This window comes from Methylobacterium sp. Leaf85, from assembly GCF_001422125.1.
Lineage (GTDB): Bacteria > Pseudomonadota > Alphaproteobacteria > Rhizobiales > Beijerinckiaceae > Methylobacterium > Methylobacterium bullatum.
In genome coordinates, this window is sequence record NZ_LMME01000004.1 from 146,607 (window position 1) to 163,410 (window position 16,804).

At 61.3% G+C, this 16,804-nt stretch carries 11 protein-coding genes and 1 pseudogene; 6 read left to right on the top strand and 6 right to left on the bottom strand.

Features of this window, described 5'->3' with window-relative positions; genetic code table 11:
• Positions 1-96 precede the first annotated feature (96 nt).
• Both ASF08_RS04840 and ASF08_RS04845 read right to left on the bottom strand, forming a co-directional pair.
• Complete coding sequence (locus tag ASF08_RS04840; protein WP_056142020.1) at positions 97-504, bottom strand: hypothetical protein; 408 nt, start codon at positions 502-504, stop codon at positions 97-99.
• Complete coding sequence (locus ASF08_RS04845) at positions 501-917, bottom strand: hypothetical protein (protein ID WP_056142023.1); 417 nt, start codon at positions 915-917, stop codon at positions 501-503. Before ASF08_RS04845 ends, ASF08_RS04840 begins: the two co-directional genes overlap by 4 nt.
• 816 nt (positions 918-1,733) lie before the next feature.
• Between ASF08_RS04845 and ASF08_RS04850 the strand changes: the two genes are divergently transcribed.
• Positions 1,734-2,576: an ArdC family protein gene (locus tag ASF08_RS04850; protein ID WP_056142024.1), complete on the top strand. Its 843-nt coding sequence runs from the start codon at positions 1,734-1,736 to the stop codon at positions 2,574-2,576.
• A 435-nt stretch (positions 2,577-3,011) separates the two neighbouring features.
• Here ASF08_RS04850 and ASF08_RS24545 read toward each other — a convergent pair whose 3' ends face one another.
• Entirely contained in the window at positions 3,012-4,073 is a 1,062-nt protein-coding gene (locus ASF08_RS24545) for a hypothetical protein (protein ID WP_162238940.1), read from the bottom strand.
• A gap of 1,199 nt (positions 4,074-5,272) precedes the next feature.
• Here ASF08_RS24545 and ASF08_RS04855 point away from each other — a divergent pair.
• From ASF08_RS04855 to ASF08_RS04870, 4 genes are read left to right on the top strand one after another with little or no spacing between them, the layout of a single operon-like run.
• Complete coding sequence (locus ASF08_RS04855) at positions 5,273-6,403, top strand: cysteine desulfurase family protein (RefSeq protein WP_056142028.1); 1,131 nt, start codon at positions 5,273-5,275, stop codon at positions 6,401-6,403.
• Positions 6,400-7,299: a DUF4007 family protein gene (locus ASF08_RS04860; RefSeq protein WP_056142032.1), complete on the top strand. Its 900-nt coding sequence runs from the start codon at positions 6,400-6,402 to the stop codon at positions 7,297-7,299. The genes ASF08_RS04855 and ASF08_RS04860 overlap by 4 nt, the downstream gene beginning before the upstream one ends.
• Complete coding sequence (locus tag ASF08_RS04865) at positions 7,296-10,682, top strand: hypothetical protein (protein WP_056142035.1); 3,387 nt, start codon at positions 7,296-7,298, stop codon at positions 10,680-10,682. The genes ASF08_RS04860 and ASF08_RS04865 overlap by 4 nt, the downstream gene beginning before the upstream one ends.
• The gene (locus ASF08_RS04870; protein ID WP_056142037.1) at positions 10,679-11,479 is read left to right on the top strand and encodes a phosphoadenosine phosphosulfate reductase family protein; all 801 of its coding nucleotides are present in this window, start codon (positions 10,679-10,681) and stop codon (positions 11,477-11,479) included. The genes ASF08_RS04865 and ASF08_RS04870 overlap by 4 nt, the downstream gene beginning before the upstream one ends.
• Here ASF08_RS04870 and ASF08_RS04875 read toward each other — a convergent pair.
• Together ASF08_RS04875 and ASF08_RS04880 are read right to left on the bottom strand one after the other, a co-directional pair.
• On the bottom strand, positions 11,476-13,668 hold the full coding sequence (locus ASF08_RS04875; protein WP_156629457.1) for a hypothetical protein: 2,193 nt from the start codon (positions 13,666-13,668) through the stop codon (positions 11,476-11,478). The genes ASF08_RS04870 and ASF08_RS04875 overlap by 4 nt on opposite strands.
• Positions 13,661-16,177 (bottom strand): sensor histidine kinase, encoded by a 2,517-nt coding sequence (locus ASF08_RS04880; RefSeq protein ID WP_056142046.1) that lies wholly within the window; start codon positions 16,175-16,177, stop codon positions 13,661-13,663. Before ASF08_RS04880 ends, ASF08_RS04875 begins: the two co-directional genes overlap by 8 nt.
• A 175-nt stretch (positions 16,178-16,352) precedes the next feature.
• Here ASF08_RS04880 and ASF08_RS26160 point away from each other — a divergent pair, with 175 nt between their 5' ends.
• Positions 16,353-16,586 carry a hypothetical protein gene (locus tag ASF08_RS26160; RefSeq protein ID WP_056142049.1) on the top strand — a complete coding sequence of 78 codons (234 nt, stop codon included), beginning with the start codon at positions 16,353-16,355 and terminating at the stop codon, positions 16,584-16,586.
• 65 nt (positions 16,587-16,651) lie between these two features.
• On the opposite strand, the pseudogene ASF08_RS24550 reads toward ASF08_RS26160, so the two are convergent.
• A pseudogene (locus ASF08_RS24550) lies at positions 16,652-16,804 on the bottom strand (IS5/IS1182 family transposase); the annotation flags it as partial.

Here is a 16,804-nt window from a genome sequence, read left to right on the forward strand (position 1 = left end):
TTATGCCATGCGGCCGTTCCTCGCGGTAAGGGCGACCTCGGCCGAAAGGCCGCTGCCGCCTCACGATCTCGCGAACGGGTGCTCGGTCGCGGGCGCTCAGTCGAAGGAGCGCGACTTCGCCGACGATCCGCCGAGGCTGATCTTCTTCGGAGCCGAACCGCCGCCGAGGCTGATCTTGCGCGGCGGCGGGGGGGCGGCGGGATTCGGGGCGGCGGGCCGCGCGGATTTCATCTGTGCCTGGCCGTGGACCACCGAGCCGATTTCGCCTGCGACCCGGATGAGATCGTCCCGCTCGCAGGCACGGGCCACCGAGAGGCCGAGCTGATGCATGTGGCTCTTGCCGTAGAGGTAGACCGCGAGCTTGGCGCGGGTGGTGGGAGGGATCTCGGCGAGGATCTCGGGCAGATCCTCGGGCTCGGCGCGATAGACCGCCCCGAGGAGATCGAGGGAGACCGGGCAGGCCGGATCCGGCTCGGCGCCGCTGGTGGGATGCGACTGGGTCATGGAGTACCTGTCTGGCTGGTTGAGCTCTGGGCGAGGATATCGGCCGGGGCCGTGTCGCCGGTGGCGGGCGGCTCGGGCGGTGTCGTCTGCGCCCGGACGATGGCATCCTCCAGGCGCGGTTGAGAAGTGAGCCGCGCCGCCGGACGCTCCGGCTGCAGACAGCCGCTGCAGACGGAGGCGATCGCGATGCGGGCGCGGCGATCCGCCCGCTCCCACACCGCTTCGCGCGCGGCCCGGGCCCGTGCCACCTCCTCCGCCGACGGCATTCCGCCGCCCGCGCCGATCTCGGCCGGAGCGGCGTCCGGAGGCCTGATTCTCAGGAGGAGCGGTTCCTGAGCCAGAACCGGCGATCCCGCAAGAGCCCAGGCGAAAGAGGATGCGGCGAGCCGGCAAGCGAGGATCGTGCGGCCCATCGGCTCCTCAATCGGGTCGACAGACCCCTTGTCCAACGCCGGAACGATCGTCGGCACAGGGTTAACATGAGCTTAACGCGAAGACGACCTTGCCCTTTGGGCTCCCCCGGTCTGACCCGGCACCGCTGTGCCTCTCCATCGAGTGGGAGCGTCTTGCGAGGGGGAGCGTCTTGCCCGTCCTACGCCGGGCGGCCCGGAACGGGTTCCGGACGCCTCGCCTGCACAAGACCGGATCGGGGAAATCGGCGACAATGCGTAAGGTTCGAACGCGCAGCCGCTGGACGAAGGCCCCTCTTTCCTTCTACGGGAAGAGGCGCAGGGCCTGTAGCTCAATGGTTAGAGCCGACCGCTCATAACGGTCTGGCTCCATCCCCGCCGCCCTAGGGGAAACGCCCTCTCCCAAGCTTCGCGGGACCGATTGCGGGACCGAATGCATGTTTAGAGACCCCGCTCGGACGGGGTCCGGCATGGTGGCAGGCGACGCGGCGAGACCGGTTCGACCCGGTCCGCAAGGGCGGCACAGGGTCATTGGAGCACGGCCCCCGTGGCTCGATCAGGGGCACATTTTTGAGCCGGCCGGCCCCCACGGAATGACCGCATAGGCGGACACGCTGGCGACTGGGCAGGGACCAGGCCCTCCTCGGGCGCGCTCCGTTCGGCCTCTCGAATTGGGGGGGGCATACGCCAGCCGGGGCTATTCCCCTCAACCCCTGTCGGGGTCCTCCACTCCGTTCCGGCGCTGCGCGTGCGGGTCGCCCTCGGCTGTCTCCAGGTCCTCCCATCGAGGCCGCATCGGGTGGCCAGCGGGAGAGCACCATGGCCCAGGACATCCACCAGATCGTCACCGACAAGATCATCGCAACCATGGAAGCCGGCGAACACGGGAACTGGACCTGCCCCTGGCACCGCACGGGCGGAGGCCTCCCCCGCAACGCCCTGACCGGCAAGGCCTACCGCGGGATCAACACGCTGAGCCTCTGGGTCGGTGCCCAGGCGTCCGGATACACGGACGACCGGTGGGCCACCTACAAGCAGTGGAACAAGCTCGGTGCCCAAGTCCGCAAGGGCGAGCGCAGCACCCTGGTGGTCTTCTTCAAGGAGATGGAGACCGAGGGCGAGGACCGGAAGCGGTTCGTGGCCCGAGCGAGCTACGCCTTCAACGCCTCCCAGGTAGACGGGGCCCCCGCGGCCGCCTCCCTCCCGGCCCCAAGCGACTGGACCCTTCCCGGCGAATTCGAGCGATTCGTTTCCGACACCGGCGCCTCGATCACGCACGGCGGGGACGCGGCTTTCTACCAGCCCTCCGAGGACCGCATCGTCCTCCCGAAACGGGATCGGTTCCCCACCGCCCAGGGCTACGCCAGCACGGCCGCCCACGAGCTCGTGCACTGGAGCGGGGCGAAGGGGCGCCTCGACCGGGACCTGACCGGGCGGTTCAAGACTTCCGCCTACGCCGCGGAGGAGCTCGTTGCCGAACTGGGTAGCGCCTTCCTCATGGCCGAGCATGGCCTGGAGGCGGAGCCGCACCCGACCCACGCGAGCTACCTGGCAAGCTGGCTCAAGCTCCTCCGGTCCGATCCGAAGGCAATCTTCACCGCGGCGAGCGCGGCCTCCCGGGCGGCGGGGTACCTGACCTCACTCAAGGCTGAAATGGCTTAGGCAGCGTGAGCCTTAGGGCCCCGGGAGACCGGGGCCTATTTCCTACCTCACTCAATCGTCCGAGATGGGTGGCTGCCCGCCACTTCGGTCTGAGGTTGGAATATTCAGAGAATTAGACCCTGCCTCCGAAAGCGGCGGCACGCAGCGTTGTGCCAGGAGCGGACATCAGCCCACCGCCCGGCAGCGGACATTCAGTTTCCGGTAAGCGACCGTCCGTTGTCGACCCACGCCAGCCGCTCGGGCCGTCATTAACACTTCCACAAATCGGCCGTTCGGCTGCCGTCCGGCAACTTCAATTCAGGATTAAGAATAGACCCTAGCCCTTCGCCTTGGGGCAAGCATTCGCGGTCCGACCCAGCCTCGTCATCCAGTGCCGACTCGGGTGTTCCTAGGACGGCGAATTTCAACACAGCGCTGCAATAAAAGGAGATTATCTTAAATCACTGTGGCTCTGACTGCTCCAGATTCAGGGTCAAATTCAAAATTAACTCCCGGATACATTTTTGAATTTCCGGTATCAAGATCGATCATCATTTCATCTATTGGTAAATCCCGGACTTTTATCCAAACATCGATTTCTGGCACTGGTGGCCTGTAGACGAAGAGCACATCAAAAAATGCTTCTTTATCGCCTTCTGACCCATAGTATTTTAATTCCTTCATAAATAAGTTCGGAAATCGAGGTGACAAACCGGAAAATCTATTGACAGTGTATTTTAACATTTCGGCAATTGAAAAGCGATTTACAACGTTAAAATCGACTCCAGGCGGCGGAAGTCGGTGATTGATCTTGTTTGAATGTTCATGTAATAAGCTACACAAATATAGCAAATCACTTCCGTTTGTGCAGACGATATGATTTTTCTTGAACCAAGCATAAATGAGTTGAGGACTATCAATGCAAATTGTTTCATTAAGATTTTTAACGTAATCCATTGTTACGACTTCACTCGTATAAATTTGACGAACTCCGTATCTCTCAAATATCAACTTTGAATATTTAGTATGATCTTTTGCAATCAATAGCTCAAAAAAGATCCATCCGCGTTTACACATCGCGGCCAAATCTTCATCATCGGAATTACCGCTTATGCTTACTAATGTCGCGTGCCTAAGCAGTGATATTGTTTTCCGTATGTTTCCTAAGCCGCTCTGAAATATAATATTCTCTGCCTCGTTCCTGGGCTTCTGTGGCAAACTCATATAATCGAGCCATACGTTGATAGCCTTATGGTCTCCACTGTACCGAGCTTGCTTGCCCCAGTTGATGAGAGCTTCGAGCTGCCACCCCGTTGGGTCTGGGTGTTCAAGTCCATCCCACCTGTGAGAAACGAAATACGTCTCTTCGTTCGGTTCTGGGCGGTAGCAGATAAGCTCAGGATAATCTGATTGTATCTCGTTCCAGGATGGCATACGGGCTCGCGGTTTAAGAAGCGCCTCGCACTCTATTAGGGCTTTAAGCGATACAAGATGGCCAAGTGTTCTGTCCTCCCACATTAATTTGCCCTTATAATGCAAACAACAAGTGCGCTATATAAGATCGCGTGATTTAATTTTACCATAGAATTTCAAGTCAAATCAGCTGAGGGCTGCAGCGATTCGCGGGCGATCCCAGCGGCCATGTCCGCTCCGAGCATATGCCGCCCGGATGCAGACGGGCAAAAAACCACCCAACCAAGCCGTTCAGTATTGCCCCTCTGCGCCAGTTGCAGACGTGGGCTCACTGCCCAAGTTCGGACATTCAGCCCGCCCTCGAACTCATTGCTAACATTGGGATCGGGCCTGTTTGGTAGTCAGGGTGAGCGCGAGTGCGGATGGACCCAGCCATTCTGGGGCTCAGACCGCTGGTGATGCATGTTACGCGATTGTAGGTTGCCTGACAATGTCCGGAGAAACCTCTGTAGACACGCCGGACTACCATCGAAGCGAGTTTCACTCAGTCAAATAAGAATGAACAATCCGGCAAAAACGGCCAGCATTTGGCTATGCGTATTGGCGTTCGGTTGGAATCAGTACTTGCCCAGCAATTACTGAGAAGTTGTTTCGTATATGTGGCCGTGACGCGGTTGCCGCTTCCCCTTACAAACGTCAAACAGCAGGTGTGCGCTTGTTGCTCCGTCGATTGACATAGAGGACTCTATGCCGAGCGCTCGCGAAGGCCCACGCGAACTGCGCGACAGGTTGCCAGCTTTCGAACTCTACTGAGCGTTTAATCCCTCATTTCCGCGACCAGCACTGGAGATTGCCTGATATTCCTGTCAGTACTCGAGATCCAATCCACCACCTGCGCGCAAGCAGGCGTTTCTTCGAACCAGCGTAGCCAGATCGTGACTTCCGAATTTTCGAAAGCGCATCGCGACGCCCGGAGAATTAAGAAACGATGGTAGCACCAAGCGTCCGTCGCGTCGGCCGGTGGCACGAGGCACAGCCGGCAATGCTACGATCTCTGGGTGCGCCTTCTCTGCCCGAGGGCACTTAAATATAAATTCATCACGAGGATAGTGTCTTCGCGAGACAAGTCTGGGTCCGTCCTTTCGTGGTAACTATCACGAAATTCTTCTTTAACGTATCTGTAGGCTTACGAGCATCCTCATCTTAGCCCGAAGGCGGAACGCGATATGAGGAGTCAATCGTTTGGTGACCTCTGGATTAGTATCGTGTAACGTGCTCGCAAGGGTTTTGGAGCCGGGGACGATGTGACGATCTATCTCGACAACATGGCCGCAACGCCCGTCGATCCGCGCGTCGCGGAGCGTCACCGCGCGGCAATGACTGAAAATCCCGCGAACCCCAATAGCTCGGAACACTCCCTTGGCGTCGATGCCCAGAGGACGATCGAAGGGGCCTCGGCGGCTTTAATCGACGCTCTAGGCGGAGTCGACGTCGAGGTCACATTCTCGCCCGGCGCTTCCGCCGCGCTGTGGCTAGCCGTCGAGGACGCGATTGGGCGCGTCGCCAGTCGGCCTGCGTATATCGCCGCCACCAAGGTTGAGCACCCCGCCCTGCTCGGTGCACTTCGCCGGGCCGAGCGCGAAGGGCGCGCAACGATTGTGACTATCGCCGTCGACGAGCACGGCGCGCCGAGGACCGAGGCAATCGAGCAGGCACTCTCGCATGGTGCCGATCTGCTTTGCACAATGGCCGCGAACAATGAGGTTGGGACGATCACCGACATAGCAGCAGTGTCGGGCGTCGCGCGGCATCACGGCGTCCGGCACCTCGTCGACGCCAGCCAGCTCGCCGGCCGCACCGGGATGCCCGGCATCCTCGACGCAGACCTGATAGTTGTTAGCGGCGCGAAGGCCTACGGGCCTCGACGCGCGGGCGCGCTACTCGGTAGGCTCAGCGACCACGCCTCCCGTTTGGCTCACGATGTCTTCGGAAGTCCCGACGCACCTGCAGCCGTCGCACTCGCCTACGCCATGTCGCTCCGCGCCACCGAGCGTGATGCCGATGAGCGGCGGCTGGCGGCGATGCGCGACGCGCTGCAGACCTATCTGGTCGGCGCCGTGCCGGGGCTGCGCATCAACGGTTGCCAGTCATCGCGCCTGGCGGGAAGCCTTCACGTTTCGACGCCCCACCTTCCGGGCGAGGCCGTAGTCGGGCGGCTGTGGGGCAAGGTCGCGCTGTCGACAGGCGCCGCTTGCCAGTCGGGCGCGCCTGGCCCCTCCCACGTGCTTTCCGCCATGAACATCCCCGAATGGGCCAGGGAAGGCGCTGTTCGCATCGGCATCGGCCGCTTCAACACCGAGTACGAGGTCGTGCAGGCCGGCGAGCTGATCGCCGCCGCCCTAAACGGAGCCACGCCCGTACGGAGATATGCATGAGACTCACCGCCGTGAGGCCCCGCTTCAGCGGGCATGAGACATTCGCCTGCCGCTTCGCTTGGCTGCCTAAGGCCGTCCGCCTGATCGCGCGCGATCCCAAAGCCCTCTCCGACGACGATCGTGCGATCCTCGAACTCGGTCTCGGCAAGAACATGGTCCGTGCGCTTAGGTTCTGGCTCGAGGCTTTTGACGTCGCCTCCGCGGATGCCGGCGCTTGGTCACTGCGCCCGTTCGGTGAGGCGCTGTTCGGCAACGGAGGCCTCGATCCCTTCATTGAGCGCGTCGAGACCCAGTGGCTCTTGCACTGGCGCCTCAGTACAGCAGTCGAAAACCCGCTGTTCGCTTGGCGACACATCCTCTACCGGCGTATGCGACCCGACTTCACGCGCTCCGAACTCCTCGTAGAAATCCGCAACGAGGGCGAACGCCTGGGCTACGAGCACTCCGACATCACGCTGCTCCAACACGCCGATGTGTTCATCCATAGCTATCTCGGCTCGCTAAACCCCGCCTCACCGGAAGACGCGCTCGACGGCCCGCTCGTTGATCTTGGACTTCTCCGGCGGCTGGGCCGTCGTCGGGGCGCTGATCGCATCGAGCCGGTATTCACGCTCACGCGCATCCCGATTGGCGAAATCGGCGGTGCGGTCGTCGATTACGCAATCGCCAGCTACTGGACTGCGCGCCGTGCGGGAGAGTCGGTCGTGAGCTTCCGCGATCTCGCCTACGGCGAGGGCTCGCCTGGCGCGACTCTGCGCATGGAGACAGATGACCTCCGAGACTACCTCGAGCGCTCGCCCGCGCTCTGGTCCTACCGACCCTCGGGCGATGCCGGAAGCGTAATGGCCGTGGCCGACCTCAGCCCCGCCCGCCTGCTGCGTGAGATCTACGCATGAACAACGCACGCATCTCCGACCTGCTCGGCACGCCCAGCATGTTCTACCGCTCCGTGGCGCTGGAACGCGACGCCGGCGACCCGTCGGCCGGACGCTCGTTCGTCATGACACCCTGGCTCGAACGCGGCGCCGCCGAAATCCTCTCGGGCATGCAACCCGGCGGGACGCGACGGGCGTGGCGGATGATCGGCGACTTCGGCGTCGGAAAGTCCTCACTCGCCCTAGCTATCGTCCAGGCACTTGATCCTCGTATCTCCACCCCGGAGATGCCTATGCGACGGCTCACCGAGAAAATCGGCGGCGCCCCCCGCATGTTTCCGCTGCTCGTCACTGGGTCGCGCGAGGGACTTTCTGCGGGTCTGGCTTCCGCGATCGCCCGAGCGGTCGCGATAAAAGGCCTCGTCCAGGCTAAGCACGTCGCGAAGCTGGAGAAGATTGCCGATCCGTTCGATGCCATCATCAAGCTGCGCGACGCCCTGCGCGACAATGGTGCATTCGACGGCCTGCTGCTCGTCGTCGACGAGATGGGCAAGTTCTTGGAGGCGGCCGGCGAGGAGGAGGGCTTCGATGTCTTTCGGCTCCAGTCGCTTGCCGAAAGCGCCGCCCGCAGCGGCGACGCGCCACTGTCAGTCATTCTCATCCTCCACAAGGGCTTCCAATCCTACGCAGAGGATTGGCACAGGGCCCGCCGCAGCGAATGGGAGAAGGTGGCGGAGCGCTTCGAGGAAATGGTCTTTGACCACCCGCTGTCGCATACCGCCGCGCTGCTGTCGGCTGCTGTGGCAGTCAACGAGGCCGCCATCCCCGCTAAGACCCGAAGGTCGTATTCGGATGCGTTGGAGCGGGTGCGCGCGCTCGGCTGGCTCGGTCCGCGCAGTGGTAAGGAAACCGGCGGCTGCTGGCCGATCCATCCGTCTGCCATCCCGACGATGGCGCGATTCTTTGCTACCTTCGGCCAGAACGAGCGGTCGCTCTTCGGTTTTGCCGCGAGCGAGGAGCCGAATAGCCTTCGCGCATTCGCGGACGAGACTCCCGTCGCTGGCGGGCTCTTCGGTATTCGACACTTCTTCGACTACGTCGCGTCGTCGTTCGGCCATAGGATGACGTCGCGTGGCGGCGCCAGCGAATGGTCGCGGATCAGCGCCGTGCTCCATCGAGCCACCGAGGCGGACGCAGTCGAGAGTGCCGTCCTGAAGACAATCGGCATCCTCAACCTCCTCGATGCCCCAGATCTCCCAGCAACGTGGGATGGGGTCCGCGAAGCGCTCATCTCGGACTTCAGCGCCGACGAAGTAGAGACGGCGCTCGACCGTCTCATTGCCGGAGGGCTCGTCTTCCGCCGTCCGGGCCGGGCCGAGCTCAGGCTGTGGACCAGCCGCCGTATCGATCTGTCTGCCATCTGGTCCGATGCCGAGCGCGAGCTCGACGCCCGCACCGTGATCGACAGCCTGAACCGTCATCTCGTCAGCCTGCCGGTCAGGACCCACGTGCTCGCCCGCAGGCACTCGGTGACGACTGGCACGAATCGTCGGTTCGCGGTCCGGTGCACCCACGCCTCCGCCCTCGATGGCTATGGCAGTTACGGCGGCGCGGACGGCGCCCTCATAGCGGTTTTATGCAGCAACGCCGAGGATGTCCGCATCGCCCGCGCATGGTGCGCCGAGGTGACAAGCGCGGACGAAGCGGTGATTGCGGTCGCCGTCCCTCCGATGGCCGATCTCGGCCACGCGATGGTCGACCTTCTCCGTCACCGCTGGGTCGTTGCGAACGCTTCCGCCTTGAAGGAGGACGCGCACGCGACCGCCGAGATCGAACGGAGCATCGGCGAATTGGAAGCTCGTCTCGTCGCCTCGATCGAGGGGACCCTCGGTCTGCGCGGCCATGCGCCGGCAACCCCGCTTGACGTCTTCAGGAAGGGCGAGGCAGCTCCGCTGGACGGTCCCGTCCATTCACTGGTCTCAACGCTGTGTGACCGGATCTACCATCAGGCGCCGCTCGTCGAGAACGAACTGGTAAACAAGCAGTCGCTGACATCGGCCGGCGCCAGCGCTCGTCAGCGGCTGATCGAGAGAATGTTCTCCCAGCCGCACGATCCGGATCTCGGCTTTGTGGAGGGCAAGAACCCGCCAGAGAGAGCGCTCTACCTTTCGCTGCTACGTCGCGGCGGCCTGCATCGCGAGCAGGCCGGCAGCTGGAGCATCGCGCCCCCCGGGCAGGGAAAGGACACGCTTCGGCTGGCGCCGGCGCTTACTGCGATTGACGCATGCTTGTCCGGAACGGAGGAACGCGTGCCCGTCCTGACCATCTACGCTGCGCTTGAGGCACGACCCTTTGGCGTGCGACCGGGGCTCGCGCCGCTGCTCATGGCGGTGACGCTCGTCGCAGCCGGCCACCGCGTCGCGCTTTTCGAGCGCGGCACATACTGCCCGCGCATAGACGGCGCGGCGTTCATGCGCATCCTCAAGTCTCCCGAGCACTTCTCGCTGCAACTTGTCGCGCTTGAAGGCATTCGCGCCGATGTGTTCCGGCGCCTGGCCAAGCTCCTCGACTGCCAGCCAAGGGGATCCGGCATCCGGACCGTGGTCGATCCACTGATCCGCTTCGGCGTCAACCTACCCTTCCACGTGCAGAGCACCGCAGCGCTCAGCTCTGAGGCTCGGGGCGTCCGGGAAGCGCTTGCCAAGGCCCGTAGCCCAGTCGACCTAGTGTTCAGCGACTTGCCCCTGGCTTGCGGCTTGGAAGCCTTTGGCCGCGACACCCAGCCAGACGCGGCCCGCGTCAACGAGTTCGTCATCCGGCTCGACACCGCAATTACTGAACTGCGCGGCTGCTATCCGAAGCTTCTTCAGGAAATGCGGGAGGAGGTGTTTGATACCCTAGGCGCAAAGGACCGCATATCGCTTGCCGAACGAGCGGCTTCACTCACGTTTCGACTAACCGAGCAGCACCTTCGGACCTTCGCGCTGCGCCTTTGCGACCGAGGCCAGTCTGAGGAAAGGTGGATCGAGGCACTGGGCGGCGCCATCCTGAGCAAGCCGCCGGTGCGCTGGCTTGACCACGACGTGTCGACTTGGCGGTCCCGGCTGGCCGACGTCGCCTCGCAGTTCCGCCGTGTCGAGGCCGCCGCGTTTGGAATGGGCAAGTCCAAGCGGAACGCGGTTCGCGTGTCACTCACCCGCGTGGACGGACGGGAGCGCGCGGTAATCGTCGATGTCGAAGGTCTCAGTGAACACCACTCGACGGTGCTGAGTGCAATTGAGCGCATGGCGACCGAGGCGAACCTCAGCCTGGACACAGTAGCGGCGGTGTTAACGCTTGAAAGTATGCAAAAGGAGAAGGACGTGGAACTGAGCCGACGCGAAGCGGAGCGAGAACACGGATGACCCGCCATGTGCTGAGCCTATCGGGCGGTAAGGATAGCGCCGCTCTGGCCGTTTACTTGCGCGACCGCATACAGGATATGGAATACATCTTCCATGACACCGGCAAAGAGCTTCCCGAGACCTACGATTACATGGCTAGGCTGGAGAGCATTCTCGGCCAGCCGGTCACGCGGACCACGCCGGAGGACCCGTTCGAGCATTGGCTGGCGGTCTATGGCGACATGCTACCCTCGAACCATCGACGCTGGTGCACGAAAATGCTGAAGCTGAAGCCGTTCGAGGCATTCATTGGCGACGACCCCACCATCAACTACGTTGGCTTGCGGGCGGATGAGAAGCGAACCGGCTATATTAGCACAAAGCCGAATATCGTCGCCGTCTACCCATTTCAAGAAGACGGCTTGGTGCGCGCAGACGTGATTCGGATACTCGAGGACAGCGGTCTAGGTCTTCCGCCTTACATGGAGTGGGGCCGATCTCGCTCGGGTTGCTACTTCTGTTTCTACCAGCAGAAGATCGAGTGGGTCCGTCTGAAGCGGAAGCATCCTAAGTATTTTGATCTCGCCAAGGAATACGAGGTCCGCAGCGGGGCGGTCAGCAAGAGCTTCACTTGGTGCAGCGGGGAATCGCTGACAGAGTTGGAGCAGCCAGAGCGCATGGAACAGATCGAGCGCAACCACGAGGCGGCGACTGCGCGACGTGCGGCGAAGCGCAAGAACCTACCGCTGTCGGCCGTGCTGGGCGGAGCAGAGGTCGAAGAGGAGGAGCCCGAAGGCTGCCTCATCTGCACACTTTAAGCGGCAGAGCTAATTGAACCCTCCGTGATTTCGAGCTCGACCTGGATCTCACCGGCGTGACCACCTTGCGGGCCTGGTTTGGGGGTAGCCGCGTCCTCGCGGATCTCCACCATCACGCGTGGCTTGTTATCGGTCCAGCCTGAGCCGACAACAAACCCTATTGGACCTACCGCCTTTACGCTTCCGGGAGTGTTTAACTCTACACCATCCAGCAGCTTAATCCAAAAGTCGTCATCGTCGAGCGCGGTTGTTATGCTGTCCATCTTCCGTTGAAAGTCTTGCTTCTTCTTAACGGGCGCCTGATCGAGCTGCTCCTCAACCTTGATGCGAAGTTCCTCGCACTGCTGCTTCAGGATGCCAGCTACGCGAGGCGTTACGCGCAGCCAAGTCTGCTTCTTGAAGCGCGTCAACATGAGTTCGCTCGCGTCGAACTTCGCTCCCTCCTCCGGATCTGGAGCGCAGATAAACACCTGGCCCACGGCCTTTGTCGTCATCGGCGGCATTATAGGCGGCCCCACCCGCATGAGATGTGCACCGAACTCCTGCTGGAGCTTGAGTCCAAATAGCGGGCGTAGACGGTCACGGTTCGTGACGTCGTAACCTTCCGCGACAAGCCAACTCCGGAGGGTACCAAGCGCCACCGACCGATACTTCGCGAACTGCCACACGATCCGGTAAACTTCTTCCCGGTGAAGAATTCCGTCGGTGTTGGCATCGGCTTCGTCGTCGCCGTCCTTTGCATCCTTCAGCTTTACCGGCGTGCCGGGCACGAGCATCACGGGCGTGTCGGCGTCGGGCGCCCGCTCGGGCATTGGCGAGAAAGCCAGATCGCAGTCCGCCGACATTACAACGACGGCCTTCGAGCGGTCGCCGTTGAGAAAAACGTCCCCCAGCTGCACCAGCGGGAAGTGCGCATAGGGGGTGCCTGGCTTCGCGCGGGGATGCGGGCCGAGCGGACCGATGTTGCGCGAAACCAAGGCGCTGTGCAGAAGATTAGCGACGACGGTGGATGGTTCGGTCGCCGCGAAGGGTGCCCCGACGAATTCCAGCGTGTCGAGCGCCCGTTGCCGCTCCCTCATCTCATCGCGCTCGAACGCCAGCGCCATTAGTTGCGACGAGAGTAGCCAGAAAACGTAGTCGCCGAGTGGGTGACCGTCTTTCATCAGAGCCCGACCTTGGAGGAACGCATAGTCACCGATGTCCAAGTCGTCGACCAAGGTCAGGAGGTCTGTCCGCGCTTGCTCGAGTGACTCTTCCAGCTTCGCGCGATAGTCGATGAAGGCAGGCGCATAGGGTCGCGCACGCTCTAGCATGCCCAGGTGGGCCTTGACCTTCCAGGCCTCGTTCAGGTCCGGTTTGCCGATAAAGGCGAATGCGGAACCGGTGAGGTCGGTCTCCGTCCGGAACTGACCGCGTAGGTCGCGCACTGACTCGAGCGACGACATTAGGACGATCTGCTGGTTGGGTGCGCGGTTTGCCTGGTTTCGAATGTTGGTGGCCACCGTGACCGCTAAGTCACCGCCCCGGGAAGGACCGTTCAAGTAGTAGTCCAGCAACAGGAGGTTGTGCGCCGAGAGGTCGGGCAGCGCTTGGTACGGATCGCAGATTGCGACGTCCTGCACCTCCTCCCTCAGCATATCAAGCAAGCGCCTAAAGGATCGGTGCTCCTCGATCATACGCGCTGCTTCGCCCGAGATCGGACCGACAAGGGCGATCGATATCAGGATGTCGTTGCTCTCGGCGATCGCGAGCAGCCGCTGGTCCGCCGTTGCTTCCGCCGGGCATCCGAGTGCAGCCAACTCAGTCTGAACTTCCGCATTATTCGCAAGCAGATTCGTAAGCGGCAAGCGCTCCGCTTCAGGGATCCGATCCAGTCTCGGAGGGTGCATCGCGTCATCGATGATCGCAACTGTTAGTGCTCCCCACGGCGGCGGCGCGGGCGTCTCCCCAGCTACAGTCAGAGCTGCATCGGCGCCCGGGGCGGCCGCAGCCGCGGTTCCTCCAGCATTTTTTGCGGAAGCTTCAGTCGACACAGGCGCTTCGTTCGCCAGCGCCGCTTCTTCCACCGGAGCAACGACGGCTTGACCTTCGGCCGTGATCGGCGATCCGGCTTCCGGCGCTCCGCTTCTCTTGGTTGCCTGCGGCTTGCGCTCCGGTCCGTCCTCGTCGCCCATGACAGTCTTAGGCATCGACGTTCCCAACTTCAAAGATGACGGAATTGATCTGCCCGAGGTCGTTCGCCTCACCCAAATAAAGTGAGCCCGCGTGGTATTCAGCAATCTCTCGGCTAATATACAGGCCGAGACCCTTGCCTTGCTTCTGTCGCTTCGTGCTGAAGAAGGGCTCGAACACAGTCTCCCGGCGCTCCTCCGGGATCCCCGGACCATCGTCCGTTACTACGATACGGCGCCTCGGTATGTCGATGTTGACGTCGATGTGACCAATTGGCTCGTCGGCGTCATCTGGGACCAACTTCAGCCGCACACGTTCCTTGTGCTGTTCGACAATCCAAAAAACGGAGTTCGTCAGCAAATTCTCAAGGATCTGAACGAACATTCCCTTGACAGCCCGGACATCCAGTTCTCCGTTCTCGGGTTCGACGGTAGTGCTGATGTAAAGTCGCCGTCCTTCATGGCGGCTCGCGAACCCGCTCACGATGTCCCCAATCCAGTTGACAAGCTCGAAGTCCTCCTTTGTCTGACGCGCATTGGTACTTAACGGGTCGAGGACTTTGAGGCGCTTCTGAAGGGTGCGCAGCTGCGAATCTAGCACGCGCAAGGATGTTCCTGCGTTGCTCGGGTTTCGAGATCGTCTAGCCTGGGCGATCGTTTCAAGACCAGCGGAGGTGGCGCGATAGAGTTCATGCGCCAAGCTTTCAATCATCAAGCCGATGCTCGCAAGGTGAAGGACGCGGCTGCGCTCCTTCTCCTGGGCGCCGGCCGCGCGCTGGACCACCTCGGCAGCTGCTCTCAGTTCAACCATGGTGGTGCGGACCTGCTTCGTGAGGTCCCGACCGGCACTGCTCTCCTTGAGCGCCTCTTCCAAGGCTGGCAGAAGAGATGCCAACCGCTCATCCTCATCCCGAAAGCGCTCAAGTGCTTCCGCAGCCGTTACTCTCCGCGCCCGGTCCACGTCGCGGTCGATTTCGTTCAAAAATTGGCGGTAGATCTCAACGATTGCGGCGAGGACCCGGACGAACGCTTGCTTTTCCGGATTCTCTTTCAATCCCTCGCGGTTAGTCTGATCGATAAGGTATGGATTTCCGCGCTGAGTGATCCGCGCCCGCCCTACGATCTGCCCGCGGTTCAGCTTGAAACCGCTCGTGGAAAACGCGTCGCGGTCGAGATCCAGCCAGTCGTCGTTCGCATTACCATAAGGGTTCACGCGATATCCGTCGCGGTAAAGTGCAACACCGCCCGTCCATTCGGACAGAATACGCCGCACGACCGTCAGGTTTCCGATGCCCTCAATCTTCGTTAGCAGGCGGCGATTGAACCAGTACATGTCTATTGAGAAGTCGCCGATGCGCTCGATTGACGGGATGTCCAATCCAGTGAGAGTTTTCAGCTCGAGCGGCCTGAGTGTTAGATCGCGACTCCGGTCATGCAAGAGATACTGCATGCGACCGGTGACCAGAGGTGTGTTAGGCCCAACCGTCCGCAGGTTCGCGCGGAAGCGGCCATGCGCCTGCTCTAGCAAGAAGTCGGCAAATCGTGGGATCAGAACCTCTGCCTCGTTGAACCTGAGCGTCAATGGAGGCGGTGGCGCGCTGCTGAGCGGATCGGAGAGCTTGGAGAAGTGCTCGATCGCTAACGCATAAAGTTTCTCGCTAGACCATTCGCTCTTCAGAGCAGAGATGCGAATCAAGGTGCCCTTTTCGCTGGCGTTCTTCTCGTTGCCGACCTCTGGTTTAACCTCAACACTGTCTAAATCTGCATCTGCAGCGTCGGAGAAGTCGTTCCAGTCGATCTCAAGCTGGTTCCAGTTCGGATTGCCTTCTTGTCCCGTGATGACAAGTACCTTGTCGCCGAGCCGCATCGCGGAGAGCCGTCCGAGCCCCTTTTCTCCTAGAATAACGTCGGTCTCGACCTCATTATCCTGGTCATCCTCCTCCCCGGCGGCATACAGGTCGCGCTTCTGGTCTGCTCGATAGGAGGTTCCGATCGTAAGATAGACTTGGCTCAGGATTTCGAATGACATGCCGTCGCCCGTGTCATCGATTTCAATCGTGTTGGCGTTACGAAGCGTGCGCAGGAATTTACCCCTCGTCTCAGCGTTTTCCAGCCGTGTTTCCAAACGGTCGACGCCGGGAGCACCTTCGACCAGGCCCGTAAGCGCATAGTCTCTAAGCTGCTGCCAAGTGCGTCGGCGCGGGAGTGAACGGATGTATCTCTCGCGAAGGACTTCTGGGGTGTCACGATCCTCACCCAGCTCGCGAAGAATTTCCGAATATACTGGATATCTCAGGCGGTAAAACACATCGACGGTAACGCTCGCCGCTTTCGCGTCTAATGAATTCTTAATAAGTTCGTAGAACGCGACACCATCGGAGCTTATGAGCTCCGAGCCAAGGTGAAGTATCGTCCGCGCTGAGACCCTGAAATTCAAACCGATCCCCCAAACGCCGCGGAGCCCTTGCTTACTGGCGAGGCTGCGCGGGAGGCCGCTTACGCAAGAGATTTCCTCCCGTCCGCGCATGCCCGCAACCGCTCCTGGTAGTGTCTCATTCTCAGGACGATTGGCAAGCCCCTCAGCGCCGCATCGGCAGATACAGCACCGCGCTACCGAATGACCCTTCCACTGTGCACGCTCGTTCTGAAGCTCGGTCCGTTGATCAGCATTGGGACGATGAATAAAAGCCAAGAGGGAGCAGATGATCGGCGTAGTGAAGGAGCAGCAGGCCTGGCTGACGGTGACGGAGATCTGCCGCAAGCACGGAATCAACGACGCGACGGTCTACAGGCGGCGGTTTCGCTGGCGAGATGGAGGTGTCGGACGCTCTGCAGTTGCCAAGATTATGTTCGGCCCATTCCTTTCGGTAGAGCACTGCTGCCAGAAAGCAGACATCTTGAATGCCGGCTATGGGTCATTAATTGCCGTCGAATGAAGCCCTGCCCAATGTCGGCTTTTAGGCATCGCTTGCTACGGATTGTGCAACTGTATTTAGAGCGCCTAACAGAACCGTTTGATCTGGTTGAGGGTGATGAGGCTGGCCGCGAGGCTCGTGAAGGCCTCGTAGATGTCGCTGCGTCGCTCGTAGCGGACGGGCAATCGACGGAATCGGTTGAACCAGGCGTGGGTGCGCTCCACGAGATCGGAAGAGCA